We start from the raw sequence: 14104 nt of genomic DNA, 5'->3' as shown, positions 1-14104 counted from the left end.
ATGGTATTAAGATACAAAATATGAAGCTCATTAAAGAATGTATTCCATTCTATTTATCAACATAGTTATCAAGGGTTTTTAGACAGTCTGACGGTTGATTGTATGAGTAGTGCCGAATTTCGAAGCTCTTTCCTGTCAAACCGAGATGAACTTGGATACGAGAACCAAAGCTCAAATTACGCACTTTACTCGGCATTACTTATACAAAATGTTAGGCACTGGCTGTGTGTCCTGCGTTACCACAGGGTACAAAGGCTAAATATATAAAAGTTCTTTGAAATGGTAACATAACTTTATCAGAGATGATAGTCTTAACGAATTATCCGAAACGAGCTGATACTATTTCAAAATGGTTAAAATCAGAAGTCTCACGAACAAGAAATCGTTAAGGTTGAACTATTGGCAAAGGTGTTCAGGCAAATTTGTCAAACCGCCATATGGTGCTTTTGTAAAGAGCAATTGTGCTGAACGATATGGTCAAAGCAAATGCAACCAGTTGTAGGGTTGACATAAGTATGGTATTTGCAGAGGAGTTGAATGAAAATAAACCACTATCGAAGTGTCGAAAATAACCTTTATTGGGGTAAAATCGAAGGGGGAGCGACCCTGAGAGACCAAGCATAACGGAAACCTGATTACTGGTTATGCACCCTGCGGCATAAAGGTGGCAAGAACTCTGCATGGGCTTTGGTAAGGAACAGGAGAACCAGTGTTGTAATGTCAAGCAAAACGGCAGAGAACCTGTAAGGAAATGCCAAAAGTAGCAAAGTGCAGCATTGGGGCGGATGAAGCCGTAGTAGCGGATATACCCGAGAGAGTGGGGGTAACGACCCCACAAGCGAAGGGCTTCACATGACAGGTTCTTATATGTATAACAACTTAATTTCATTAAGGATGATTTTTGTAGAAGAGCAAAAGACGCAGCCGATTACAAGGTTGCAAGTAATGGAGGCTTTCAAGCGAGTGAAAGCCAACGGCGGAAAAGCAGGGGTTGATAAAATAACCATTGCACAGGTTGAAAATAACAAGCGGAAATACCTGTACCCATTGTGGAACAGGATGTCCAGCGGAAGTTATTTTCCTAAACCGGTTCGCCAGTCGTTTATACCTAAACCGGGAGGCAAGAAAAGGCCCCTTGGGATACCAACCGTAACGGATAGGGTAGCACAACAGGTTATAGCAACCGAACTGGAAAACGATATTGACAGCTTGTTCAGTCCAAATTCGTTTGGATACAGGCCTAATAAATCGGCACACGATGCCATAGAACAATGCAGGATAAACTGCATGAAGTATAGTTGGGTCATCGATTTGGACATGAAAGGTTTCTTTGATAATATCGACCATGAGTTGCTAATGAAAGGCTTACGTTATTATACCGACAAGAAACATATCTTGTTGTATTGCGAGCGTTGGCTTAAAGCACCTGTCCAACTTAAGGATGGGACACTCAAACCTAATGAAGGGAAAGGCACTCCGCAAGGAGGTGTAATTAGTCCAATACTGGCTAATATTTTCCTCGATATTGTGTTTGATAAATGGATTGAGAAACATTATCCTGATGTTGTATTTGAACGGTATGCCGATGATATTGTGGTGCATTGCACTCATATTAAAGAGGCACTGCGACTTATGGAGGCGATAAAACAGCGGTTAAAAGACTGCAAACTGGAATTAAACAGGGAGAAGTCTAAAATCGTATATTGCCGCCGAAACCAGAAGAAGCAGCCACCGTTCAAAGTATACTATCAGAAGTTCGATTTTCTGGGGTTTACCTTCAAACCACGCATTGTAAAGATGTATGGCAAACTGAAACTTGGGTTTACGCCTGCAATCAGCCAAAAGAATATTGCCCGAATTACCGATGAAATTTTCAAACGAAAAATCCACCGTTGGGTTCATTTTCCTTTGAGCAAAATTGCAGAGCTACTAAATACCCAAATCAGGGGATGGATAAACTACTATTACAAGTTCCGAAAATCCGAGTTGCGAAAACTATTTCGGTTTATTAATATGCGTTTGGTTAAATGGGTACGCAACAAGTATCGCAAGTTCAGGCGACGACATTGGTACAATGCTTACAAATGTTTAAAAGGGATTGCCCAAAGCTATCCGAATATGTTTGTGCATTGGCAATATGGCTTTGCGCCCTGATATGTCTTTGTCATGAAGAGCCGTATGAATCGAGAGGTTCACGTACGGTTCTGCGAGAGGTTTAGGGGTGAGAGTCCCCTTTACCTACTCGACTTATTCATTTTCAATCATTTATCTTTCTAATTTGCTACAAGTTACGTAGGCGGCACAGCGTTGGCAAGACATACTCTTTTGCAATTTTTGGGTTTAGCGTTGGCTCGTGCGAATTGCAAATGTGTATGGCTTTTGGGCTGGCTTTCATTACGCTACTTTTATGTCATACAAGTGTCTCTGAAATTCTATAAACAGAGAACTTATATTTTGAACATCACCTAAAATTCCCATTGCATCCTCCAACGATTGATATTTAGTTTGAAGTAAGATTGGTAATTTCTCTTGGTCAAGTTCTGTTACTCCTGCTTCTACATATTTTGTCAGAACAAACTCTATAAATTCTTTTTGTTTGTCATTAAGTAATGCAAAGATTGTCGCTTTTGCTCTTGTAGCTCTTTCTTCTCGTGTTATTGGTTTAAAGTCACTATTAAACACATATTCTAAGACGTCGAACAAATCACTTTTTTCGGCATTTATTAATTGTTGAAGCGTTTTCAATTCGTCCTTGCCAAATCCTGCTTCATCCAATTTTTCAAGCAGTGTTTTTCTTGTTGCTGGATTACTCCAAATTTCCCGTAGTTCTTCTTCACTTTTAAAGAAGTTTGGTAGCTCGCCAAATAGATTTTCTAAAAACTCCTGAGCTGAAATTGGTTTTCCGTCAGCACTCCAAAACGAAGTGGCAATCATATGTTGTATTTCTCTTTCTTTTCCGTCTTTCAGTTTTACTTTAACTTTCTTAGGACAAACACAAGGTCTTTGACCACAAACAGAACAAGGCTGTGGCGGTTCTTTTTCACAAATACAAGGTCTTTCTCCGCAAACAGGACAAGGTTGTGGTGGAGTTTTCTCGCAAATGCAAGGAATTTGACCACAAACTGCACAAGGTTCATCGGGCTGTGGTTCTCCGTCCCATTCGGGGTCAGAGAAACGTTGATAAGCATTTACAAAATCGTAGATGGTGAAAAACTCTTTGCCGTCAAACAGGCGAGTACCACGACCAACTATTTGCTTAAACTCGATAATCTGATTTACAGGACGCATTAAAATAATATTGCGAATATTACGAGCATCAACGCCTGTTGAAAGCTTTTGCGAAGTAGTTAATATGGTTGGAATTGTTTTCTCGTTGTCTTGAAACTCTCTTAAAAACTGTTCGCCAATCTCACCGTCATTCGCTGTAACACGAACACAATAATTTGGGTCTTTGCTGGTTTTGTATTGATTTATTAAATCACGAACAGCGGCAGCGTGGTCTTGGGTAGCACAAAAAACAATCGCTTTTTCATTTTGATTGATTTCGTCCATAAATATTCTTACGCGTTTGGCTTCACGCTCTTTAATTTCAATAATTCTATTGAAATCTGATTCGGTGTAAAGTTTGCCTTCTTCTATTTCCCCCTCGATTATATTATCATCACTTGTGTAAATATAATCGTCAAGTGTGGTTTGAATCCGTTTAACTTTAAAAGGTGTTAAGAAACCATCGTTGATACCATCTTTAAGCGAATAGATATAAACAGGTTCTTTAAAATATTTATAGGTATCAACATTATCTTTTCGTTTTGGTGTTGCAGTTAACCCTAACTGGACGGCTGGCTCAAAATATTCTAAAATACCACGCCAGTTTCCTTCATCATTTGCACCACCTCTGTGACACTCATCAATTATTATCAGGTCGAAGAAATCTTTTGGATATTGACCGAAATTAAAATCAGAAGCATTGTATTCCGCTTTTGGTTCTGCTGCGATATTATTTTCAATTGTTTTTGATTTATTGCCATTCTCGGTCATAAACGACTGAAAAATAGTAAAAAAGATACTACCGTTTGTGGGCACTTTCCCTTTTTTCTTAATCTCTTTGGGTTTTATCCGAACCATTGCATCTTCAGGAAATGCAGAGAATGAGTTGAATGCTTGGTCTGCTAAAATGTTTCTATCTGCAAGAAACAAAATACGTGGTCGTCTTTTGCCGTCTCGGTTTAAGTTCCAACGTGTTTGAAATAGTTTCCAAGCTATTTGAAAAGCAATTGCCGTTTTTCCTGTTCCAGTTGCCAATGTCAACAGAATTCGGTCTTCGTTTTGTGCAATAGCTTCTAAGGTGTTTTTAACTGCAATCTCCTGATAGTAACGAGGTTGCCAAGTTCCAGACTTATCTTCAAACGGAACAGAGGAAAATTTATCTCTCCACTCATTTTGGTCGCTGTAAACTTCGTTCCAAAGTTCGTCAGGTGTTAGATAATTCTCAACGATTTTTTCCTCACCTGTACGCATACAGATTTGATAAATCTCTTTTCCGTTGGTGGAGTAGGTATAATCAAGTTGCAATTTTTCGGCATAGAGTTTTGCTTGTGCAACACCTTCGCCAACTTCTAATTCATCACTTTTTGCTTCAACAACAGCGAGTTTAATTCCTTTATAAACTAAAATATAGTCGGCTATCAATGGCTTTTTTCTACCGCCACCCACTTGAATTCTTCCGTCTGTTATTTTACATACATTACGTTCTCTAAGAATTCTAGAACCATCAACAATGCCCCAACCATTGGCTTTTAGTTTTGGGTCTATTAATTCTGCTCTTGTTTCGGCTTCGTTCATATTGTTATAACTTAAAAGGAAGTTCTAAAACAGATTGTTGTAATTCTTCTGCTAGATTAATCTTTTTTTGAATATTCTCTTTTACCTGAATAGTTTCTTCTTTCAGGTTATCTAAAATCTCAACAATTCTTTCTTGTTCCTCAATTGTAGGCACTAAAAGTGGGCAGTTTAAAATATCTGCTTTTCTTAAATTTGTTTGATTTTCACCGTTGTTGAAATCAAGGAAATGGCTATTTCTATTTAATTGATAATATAAAAATTTAGAATTGAAACGCTCTGACCTTATTGCACAAATTCGTTGATTTAAAGAATACTTGTCATTTTCATCAATTAAGAAGCACTTGCCTAATGCTTTACCATTGGGAACATCACTCATTACTAAAACAACATCTCCTTCATAAAGAGGAAATATCTGTTCAAGCGTATATTTTTTCACATTACCATCGGTTGATATGAATTTTGAATTTACAACGATATAGTTTCCATTAGCATCAATTGCTTTTTCGTGTGCTTTACCATTAAAAAACTCACAAACTTCACCTAATGTTGTTCTTTCCCAGTTTGAGGAATCAAAGGCTGATAATTCTTGTATTTGAGAATTAAACAAGTCACTTTTCAGTATGTCTGTGGTTTCTCCCGTTAGCATATCAAATTCGGGTAGAATAATTTCAGACTCCCTTATTTTTACTTCAACTTTTTTGTTGGGATTTGATAGTGTTAAGTCAAAACTAGTCTTATCAATTTCCAAAATATTTCTAGTCCAAGATTTATCTGACAATTTTCTAACACTTTGAAATTCTAGAAACTCAATAAAATCATTCTCATTTATTGGCTCTCTTTTTCCCAAACTTCTGTCAACTTTTAATTCATAATGCCAAATATCAGTTGTTGGTTTGCCTTTTTCAAAAAATAATACAACAGTTTTTTGACCTACACCTGTAAATATTCCGACTGGTAAATCTAAGATTGTATGAAGATTACAGTTTTCCAGTAGCATTCGACGTAAACCTATAGTTGCATTATCTGCATTACTCAAAAAAGTATTTTTAATTACAACACCAGCTTGACCACCAGCTTTTAATATTTTAATAAAGTGTTGTAAAAATAAACTTGCTGTTTCTCCTGTTTTTATCGGAAAGTTTTGTTGAACCTCTGCACGTTCTTTTCCTCCAAAAGGTGGATTTGCTAAAATCACATCATAACGGTCTTTGTCTTGAATGTCAGATAAACTTTCAGCAAGAGTATTAGTATGAATAATGTTTGGAGCTTCAACTCCGTGTAAAATCATATTCATAATACCAATAATATATGCAAGAGACTTTTTTTCTTTGCCGTAAAAAGTCTTTTTCTGTAAAGTTTCAAAGTCTGCTGTTGACAAACCATTTTTGTTCAAATAGTCAAATGCTTCTACTAAAAATCCTGCCGAACCAACAGCACCATCATAAACCTTATCTCCAATTTTAGGGTTTACAACTTTTACAATAGTTCTAATCAAAGGGCGTGGAGTGTAATATTCTCCTCCATTTCTTCCTGCATTACCCATATTTCTGATTTTACCTTCATATAGATGGCTCATTTCGTGCTTTTCTGCGTGAGTTCTAAAACGAAGTTCGTCAATAAGGTTAATAACCTCTCGTAGGTTGTATCCACTTTGAAGCCTATTTTTTAATTCACTGAAAATTTCACCAATTTTATATTCAATGGTATCAGCATTTTTAGCATTGGTTTTAAACTTCTTTAAGTAGGGGAATAATTCACCGTTAACAAATTCTACAAGGTCATCGCCTGTCAGTGCATTATGGTCAATCTTTCCGTTTTCAAGTTTAGGAGCAGCCCAAGTTGTCCAGCTAAATTGTGGTTCAATTATCTTTGTGTAAGTCTTTCCCGATAAAAGAGCAGCAGTTTCTTTGTCCTTTTCTAAATCGTCAAGATATTTCAGGAACAAAACCCAAGAGGTTTGTTCTACATAATCTAATTCACTCCCACAGCCTGCATCTTTGTGCAGTATATCGTCTATATTTTTAAATACTTGTTCAAACATTCTTTTCTATATCGTTATTATCAATCTACAAAAGTAACTCATTGCGGTGCGTTGGCAAGAAATAGCTCTTTTGTTTTTTCAACGTCGGATTGTGTGTTGGCAAAAAACAAATGTGCTATTTGTGCGTGGGCTTTCCTTTCAGTTTTCTTGTAGCAAATTTTCATTGTTGTACGGTCTTTCTTTAGCTTGTGCCTAACGGAAAATTATAAGTTACGTGGCGGATTGCGTGTGAATCTCTGTCCGGGTACGGACGAGAGATTGAGCGGAAATCCGCTGCTCGCATACCACTGAAACCGCCATGGAATTTATAAAATGTTAGCATTTGTTATTTAAATTTATCGTAATCAATATGTTTTGTCTTTCTCTTTATTCTCCTCGGCGATACTTGATATCTAATGTTTGCCTTGTCCTTTTGGGTCATTTTTTGCCAAATAAATCCAAATAGACCTACTTTTTTACTGTAGTCATTTAGATCTGTTACTATACCATTTCTGAATAAATTAAGTTTTCTTTTGTATCTAATTATTGAGTAAATCCATTTGAATAATTGATCTATAATTATCAATGAAAGAATCGAAATAAAAACGATGTATCCTGTTTTCCCAAAATGATTTATAATAAAAGCTTGAATTGCATCAGATGCTCTTTGTCTTGATGTTCCTACTAAATCTACATCTCCAAAGATTATTAATAATTCTTCCTCACTTTTTGGAACTATAAAAACAAACATGAAAACAACTATAGCTAACCAGAAAATTGTATAAAAAATATCCCATTTAATTGAAACAGGATCATTAAACTTATTTTTATTGTTTTCTCTCATCTATTTAGTCAAATTTTGAAATCCTTTTAATTTATAGATCCAATATCTTATACAAATATGTCAAACGTTTTAAAATTCTTGATTCACTTTTTTATCATCAAATACAATTAATCAAAGAAAATTATGTCAAAACAAATTAATAGTTTAAATCATTGATTTGTATTTCATAATTTAAAATTTCAATATCAGTCAAAGTCTTTATCTACAGCTGAATGGGCGCTTCGTTTTAATAAATGCTAACGGTAAATTGCAAGTTACGTAAGGGTTTGCGTGTGATTCTCTGTCATGGTAATGACGAGAGAATGAGCGGAAAACCGCTGCTTGCATACCACTGAACCCCTTATGGAATTTGCAAAATGTTACAAGCCGTTTTTAAATTGTTTTCCATATTTCATCTTCCCATATGTACTGTTCAATACCTTGGTCTATTGTCATTTTGTTTGAATATGTCTTTTTGCTTTTGCGGCGAAACATGTCTATTTCACTATTATGAAAATAGAGTTGTATGTACTCAGGTATTAAATCTTTACCTTTTATTGTCTTTTTAATTTTATCGTCAATATCGTATGTGATAAAAGTTAAATATTCTAAGTGAGTTGCATTTTGTTGTAATGTCGTTTTGTAAAAAAGCAACCTATCTTGAGGTAAATCAAGTTTTATATTTTTTCCATCTCTATTCCAAACTGCATAATTTCTTGGGCTATAAATTTGACCTGTAAACAAAGAATCGATTTTATTGTATTTAACTTTCACCTCTATGTTATTATAATTCAAGTCTTTCCCAATAACGTTTAATGATAATTTTAAAAAGAATCTTACTCCATATCTCATCTCTGGATTCTCTTCTGGCTTATAAAGACCCATTACTTCAAATTTTCCGTCACTCGAAGCAAAGCTTATGATTTTCGAATTTACTTTTGCTCCTCTAATCCATCTGTCATTAATAGCATATCCAGTAATAATTAAACCAAATAAACCACCAAGAAATCCAATCATTGCTCCAAGTCTTGAGAAGTAAAACCAGAAATCTTTTGTTTCAGTCTCTAACGATTTGACAATTAATGGTTCTTCAATTTTAACATTCATTATTTGGTCTCGTGTATAAATCACTTCCTTTACTGCAATCGAATCAGTTTTAACTATAGGAATTGAATCCGTAAATGAAGAAAGAAAAAATAGACAAAGAGTCATTAATAATATATTCGAAGTTTGCTTCATATGTGTGTTTTTAAATGGCTTGTAACGGTAAATTATAAGTTTAGTTGTGGATTACGGGCTGTTTCTCTGTCCGCATACCCACAAAACAAGTGCGAGTTAAGACGCTGAAATTAAGCAGAAAAGCCACAATTAAATTTATAAAATGTTATGCAAAGTTTTTATTCTTTATATAGATATTCTTCACAGCCTGCTTCTGTTATAAGGTTTATCCACCTTTTTTCTCTTGTCCAATATTTGTCTCCAGGTTGAACATAGCCTAAAATTGTAAAATCATACCAGTCATTTGCTTGAAATTTCATTTTACTGGTTTCAAGTGTCTTAAAAAAGTGATCTAAAGTCCTTATTAATAGCTCAATTTTGTTTAAATCAAATTGGTTTAAGTTGCATGATCCTTTTGTAACTACTTCCACCGCAAAGTTTATAAATCCAGCAGTTACTTGGTGTGTATCTATATTTTTATGTTTCTTTTTATCGGTTATGTTTTTTCTAATTCGTTCAGCTTCTTCGTTCATGAAATTTGCGGCTTCTTCAAATTCAGACTTTGTTTTGTCAAGTATCTTTTTAAAATCATCTATTCGGCCTCTATCTAATCTATAACCTTTTGCAAATCTTTCAGTGAATTGAAGTAAGTCAAGAACATCATCTAATGGATTATAATCGTATTTCTGATGCAGCTTTGCAATATGGATTATGGGTGGTTCTAAAATCACGTATTTTTGGAATTTAAAAAGCATTCTTATTGCTGCTCTTGATAATTCCTCGTTGTCAATTAAGTTATGTGATTTAGATAATTCATAAATATTTATGAACGTAGGATATATTGGTAACTGCAAAGATTTTTCAAGCAATTGACTTTCTTGACTTAGATAGTACCATATATTTGTATCAGCAATTATCTTCATTTTTAAAAAATAATATTATGTCTTTTCGTTTTATCCAATTTACAGGATTTGCATTAAACTTTTTAAATTGATCTTTCAATTTACTTTCTAATTTGCTTGTAATAACTTCCAAGTTTTCATAGAGCTCTGAAAGATTTATTTCCTTCATCTCAACGTTGTCAACAGTTTCAATAATAATATCATCAATTTCTTTTTTATCATTGCCTTTGGATTCTGGGTATAAAGGGTGTCCTTTTGTACCAAGATTAATTCCGCTAATAGCAAGGCTAAAAACTGTTTTTTTGGTTTCTAAATCTGTATATAACCATTTTAGAGAACCATAAATTGGTTTTTCATTAATTAAAATTGATTCATCAACTCTTTGATCTAAATGTTGATATGTATTTCTAAAGGTTCTTAAGAAATCTAGGTTCTCAACATTCTTATGATTATCGTTTGATGGTAATTTTTTATATAAGCTGTAAAATCGTTTGCTGTTGTCAACAATACTCCATGCATATATGAATAACTCAGGCAAATCGTATTGACGGTTTTTCATTTTAGATGTTACCAATAGCTTTTCTCGAAGCTGGTTATAACTATAGTCAATCATTTCAAGTGTAAAACGAATTGAATCTAAGATTAACATTTGTCGCTTTTCCAGTTCAATTGGTAAATATCTCAGTATGGAATTTTCATTTGGCAGCATGGTTTTTAAATTTTGCATAACGGTTGGCGGTATGTTTTTGTTGCCGATTTCGGAGCACGTCACTGTCAAACCACGATGAAGTTTGAAGCGAGCCACAACCTCTGATTTCAGCACTATCTCGGCAATAAAATATACCGCATGTTGGGTGCTGGTGTTCTATTTTCCCGATTTTCTCCTGTTGTCTTCTTTGCATAACATTTGGCAATTTTCGGCACTTGTCTTTCCGCCTTCGTGCCAAGGTGTTATATGGTCTCCTTCCATTTCTTCAATTTCAAAATGTTCTTTACAGACAGGGCAAATTCCTTTTTGTCTTTCGTATGCTTCTCTTTTCTGATTTGGACTAAATGCTCGAATATTTAAGAATTTTTCTTTACGAGTTAAGATATAAGTATATATGCCTTTTTTGTTACCAACGTCTTCATCTTCCATTAGTTTGGCGATTTCTGTTTCAAGTTTTTTAGAGTCAAATTTTTGGTCTTTGAACTCATTGTAAAGAAAGCCCCAATCTATTCCTTTCATTTCTCTACGATAGTTCGGGAAAACAATTTTTACCCAATTTATTACTGCTTGAAAATAAAGCCAAATTTCGTTTGCGTTAGGTTCGTGTTGATTTTTAGCCATATATGTTTCAATGGCATCATCGCTTATCCATTTGATTGTTGTTTCTAAATAATCTTGTCTTATTGCAGAGCCGTTAAGATAATCGCCACCTAAACCATAAGAAGCACAGCCGTTTTTACTAAAATATCTCTTTGCATCAGAAACCCACGAACCTGAATAAACTGCATTTCTTAATTCTTGGTCTGTTAATCTTTCTCCTGCAATATTAATTGTTTTGAACCATTCCAGTTTTTCACTATCTGCACCGCTACATAAGTAAACCATTAATTTGTAGTTTAGGATTTGTTCTCTTTCATCAGTTTGCAGATTATGGAAATATCTATTATTAAAAGCAAAATCACCTTCAACATATTGAGCTATTGAAATTGTTCTTTGTTGACCGTCAATTACTTCAAAATTTCCGTCTTCTCTAACTGCCCAATACATTACGTTCAATGGAAAATCTTTTGTAATTGTGTCAATTACAGCATCTCTTTGCTTGTCTTTATAAATAAATTCTCTTTGATAAGGTGGTCTAATGTCTAGTTTACCATCATAACCAATAACACCACCTTCTTCGTTATCTTCGTATCCTTCAGTTAATTCACGGACAGTTATTTCTTTAAGTTCTATTTTCATTTTCTCTTTTTTATAACAATTCTATCATAAAGTCTACGATAAGTACCATCTCCGTTGTCTAAATAAAAACGTGGACCACCAGCACTATATGTTCCTTTTTTAGCAATTGAACTCATTGGCTCGCCTAATGTTAAACTAGAACCAATAATTTCAAATTGACTCGGGACTATATTTATTCAAAAAAGTAATTGGTACGCCCATATTCCCCTTGTAATCAATGGGTATTTCATTTGTTTTGTCAACATTGATAGCATCGTAGTGGTCAAACTTAGGATATTCTTCTGGTGTATAGTTTTTATATAAAATTAAATCTTCGTGTCGTTTAGATATATCTAAATTTGTAAACCATACAACCCCTGAAACCCTAATCATGCCTTCTTTATGGTCGCCAGCAGAGGCATAATCTTCATAATGCGTATTTATAAAGTGTGCTGCACCGCCTTTAAATCCGTAGCCTAACCAGAGTTTATCTTCCTTGATTAATTTAAATATTTCTTTGTATGCAATTGCATTTTGATGCCCAACAATTACAAATTTTTTGTCATATTCAATAAGCTGTGCAACATACTCACGAAATAATGAAAAAGGTGGATTAGTAACAACAATATCTGCCTGCTTTAATAATTCAATAGCTTCTTTGCTACGAAAATCACCATCACCTTTTAAATGTTTGATTCCTATTTCTTGTGGGTCTGGTTCAAAATTTCCATTTTTATCGCCATCATATTCTAAATATATTGCTTTTTCAGAATTGTTCTGACTGAACAAATCCATATCTTGATTTTTATAGCAAGTTGTAATGAGTTTTTTCAAACCTAATTTCTCAAAATTGTATGAGAAATAATGGAAGAAATTGCTTACTCTTGGGTCATCACAATTACAATAAACTACTTTGTCTTTGAAATGTTTTTTATAGTGTTTTAACTCCCTTTCTATGTCCGAAAGTTGAGTATAAAACTCATCCTTTTTAGCGGTACTTGCTTTTCTTAAATTCAGATTTGCTGATTTTTTAGCCATTTTATATTCTTTCCTTAATTTAACTCGTAAAGATACATTTTTTAATCATTTGCCCTGTCGTTTCGGTCTTCATACACTTGCACCCAACGGGCTGGTATATGACCAGTGCGACAATAACCGATGCAGTTCGATACGAGAACTGACGCTCACGTTTTAAAAATTTTTAGGGAGGGATTTTTTTAAATTATTAAATTATACGAAAATGAAAAAACTACATGAAATTGTGAAAGAACGCTTTGAAAAGCAAAATGAATTAAGTCAAAAAACAGAGACATTTAAAAAAGAACAAGCTAAATTAAATTCTGAAATACAGGAATTATTAAGACTTGAAAATGTTGCTCAAAATGGACTTGATTTAGACAAAGTTCAAATTGCAGAAAAATTAATTTGGATAAGAGGAAATCCATTCGGTAAAACATCAGATGTAACAAAGTTTGGTGGAGTTGTAATTGCTGAATGTGCAATAGTTGATATTGCTGAAGATTGTAAAAAAATGAGAACGCAATTCTTTGGCAATAAAGAATACGAAAGTTTTTACCAAAGGTGTGATTGTGAATACGGATATGGGCCGCGACACGGTTCGATTGTTGACAGAATAGGTTTAATTGATACAAACCATCAATTTACCGATGATGAAAAGGACGCTTGTATTTATTATATAAAAAACTACAATGCCGTTAAAGAAGCAAAAGGAAAAATCCAAACGGCTTGATAAAGCCGATGCGGGTGGGCAAAAATTTTTAAAACACTTGCACGAACTTAATACGAAGCTACACGGCAAGCATTGGTTATATACCGTGTTGTGTTGTCGTTTTAATGCAACACAACGTTTGCGCTATGATTAGTTGCCGATTGCGGGCTTCATTCCTGTCGAGCCGCACCGCTTTTGTTGCGGGCTATACGGCTTGTTGTCCGAACGAAACCGGCAATTAATTATAGCGGCGTGTTAGGTGCCAGGCCTTCATTTCCTGTCTGGTTTAACATATCAAAGATAAAATGTTCTGACATACGAAAACCTTGTCTGTCAATTTTTTCTCCAATTACGGTAGAATACTGTTGTGAGATTTTATTTTTTTTTTGTGAGGGCCTTTTTATCCTGTCAAGTTACACGAATACTGTCGTGTGCATTGGGGAAAACGCAAGCTCTTTTGTAATTTTTGGTTTGTGTGAGAGCTTGTAGTGAATTGCAAATGTGCTTGCTTTTTTGAGTTGGCTTGGTATGACTTCATTTCTTTTTTATCTAATTTGGCTGTCTCTGTATAATTCAAAACTGGCGAACTTGTATTTTTTTAGGCAGTTTTAATACAATTCTTCGTTTTGAGATAATAATTTTT

General features: G+C 34.5%; 10 protein-coding genes. 2 read left to right on the top strand and 8 right to left on the bottom strand.

Annotated elements, in window-relative coordinates:
- Positions 1–894 precede the first annotated feature (894 nt).
- The gene (gene ltrA, locus FHS86_RS15060) at positions 895–2154 is read left to right on the top strand and encodes a group II intron reverse transcriptase/maturase (RefSeq protein WP_429415444.1); all 1260 of its coding nucleotides are present in this window, start codon (positions 895–897) and stop codon (positions 2152–2154) included.
- A 240-nt stretch (positions 2155–2394) separates the two neighbouring features.
- On the opposite strand, the gene hsdR is transcribed toward ltrA, so the two are convergent.
- From hsdR to FHS86_RS15020, 8 genes are all read right to left on the bottom strand, one after another.
- The gene (hsdR, locus tag FHS86_RS15055) at positions 2395–4842 is read right to left on the bottom strand and encodes an EcoAI/FtnUII family type I restriction enzme subunit R (protein WP_429415441.1); all 2448 of its coding nucleotides are present in this window, start codon (positions 4840–4842) and stop codon (positions 2395–2397) included.
- A gap of 4 nt (positions 4843–4846) precedes the next feature.
- Positions 4847–6883, bottom strand: a complete 2037-nt coding sequence (locus FHS86_RS15050; protein WP_429415439.1) for an N-6 DNA methylase — start codon at positions 6881–6883, stop codon at positions 4847–4849.
- A 325-nt stretch (positions 6884–7208) separates the two neighbouring features.
- Complete coding sequence (locus tag FHS86_RS15045) at positions 7209–7706, bottom strand: hypothetical protein (RefSeq protein ID WP_429415436.1); 498 nt, start codon at positions 7704–7706, stop codon at positions 7209–7211.
- A 372-nt stretch (positions 7707–8078) separates the two neighbouring features.
- A complete protein-coding gene (locus FHS86_RS15040; protein WP_429415434.1) occupies positions 8079–8924 on the bottom strand; it encodes a hypothetical protein in 846 nt (281 codons plus the stop codon).
- 158 nt (positions 8925–9082) lie between these two features.
- The gene (locus tag FHS86_RS15035) at positions 9083–9826 is read right to left on the bottom strand and encodes a hypothetical protein (protein ID WP_429415431.1); all 744 of its coding nucleotides are present in this window, start codon (positions 9824–9826) and stop codon (positions 9083–9085) included.
- Positions 9810–10610 (bottom strand): hypothetical protein, encoded by an 801-nt coding sequence (locus FHS86_RS15030; RefSeq protein WP_429415430.1) that lies wholly within the window; start codon positions 10608–10610, stop codon positions 9810–9812. The genes FHS86_RS15035 and FHS86_RS15030 overlap by 17 nt, the downstream gene beginning before the upstream one ends.
- Positions 10611–10670: 60 nt before the next feature.
- Positions 10671–11753 carry an HNH endonuclease family protein gene (locus FHS86_RS15025; protein WP_429415428.1) on the bottom strand — a complete coding sequence of 361 codons (1083 nt, stop codon included), beginning with the start codon at positions 11751–11753 and terminating at the stop codon, positions 10671–10673.
- A gap of 150 nt (positions 11754–11903) precedes the next feature.
- Positions 11904–12770, bottom strand: a complete 867-nt coding sequence (locus tag FHS86_RS15020) for an adenine-specific methyltransferase EcoRI family protein (protein ID WP_429415425.1) — start codon at positions 12768–12770, stop codon at positions 11904–11906.
- 202 nt (positions 12771–12972) lie between these two features.
- On the opposite strand from FHS86_RS15020, the gene FHS86_RS15015 reads away from it, so the two are divergent.
- Entirely contained in the window at positions 12973–13482 is a 510-nt protein-coding gene (locus FHS86_RS15015) for a hypothetical protein (RefSeq protein ID WP_429415422.1), read from the top strand.
- The last annotated feature ends 622 nt before the right edge of the window (positions 13483–14104 follow it).

The sequence above is a fragment of the Roseimarinus sediminis genome, assembly GCF_050433125.1.
Lineage (GTDB): Bacteria > Bacteroidota > Bacteroidia > Bacteroidales > Prolixibacteraceae > Roseimarinus > Roseimarinus sediminis.
Note: the sequence above shows the minus strand (reverse complement) of the source record. Positions and strands in the feature narration are given on the sequence as shown.

Bases quoted from the DNA above. Each gene is read 5' to 3' on its own strand.
- ltrA (WP_429415444.1), top strand. From the start codon at position 895: ATGATTTTTGTAGAAGAGCAAAAGACGCAGCCGATTACAAGGTTGCAA.
- hsdR (WP_429415441.1), bottom strand. From the start codon at position 4,842: ATGAACGAAGCCGAAACAAGAGCAGAATTAATAGACCCAAAACTAAAA.
- FHS86_RS15050 (WP_429415439.1), bottom strand. From the start codon at position 6,883: ATGTTTGAACAAGTATTTAAAAATATAGACGATATACTGCACAAAGAT.
- FHS86_RS15045 (WP_429415436.1), bottom strand. From the start codon at position 7,706: ATGAGAGAAAACAATAAAAATAAGTTTAATGATCCTGTTTCAATTAAA.
- FHS86_RS15040 (WP_429415434.1), bottom strand. From the start codon at position 8,924: ATGAAGCAAACTTCGAATATATTATTAATGACTCTTTGTCTATTTTTT.
- FHS86_RS15035 (WP_429415431.1), bottom strand. From the start codon at position 9,826: ATGAAGATAATTGCTGATACAAATATATGGTACTATCTAAGTCAAGAA.
- FHS86_RS15025 (WP_429415428.1), bottom strand. From the start codon at position 11,753: ATGAAAATAGAACTTAAAGAAATAACTGTCCGTGAATTAACTGAAGGA.
- FHS86_RS15020 (WP_429415425.1), bottom strand. From the start codon at position 12,770: ATGGCTAAAAAATCAGCAAATCTGAATTTAAGAAAAGCAAGTACCGCT.
- FHS86_RS15015 (WP_429415422.1), top strand. From the start codon at position 12,973: ATGAAAAAACTACATGAAATTGTGAAAGAACGCTTTGAAAAGCAAAAT.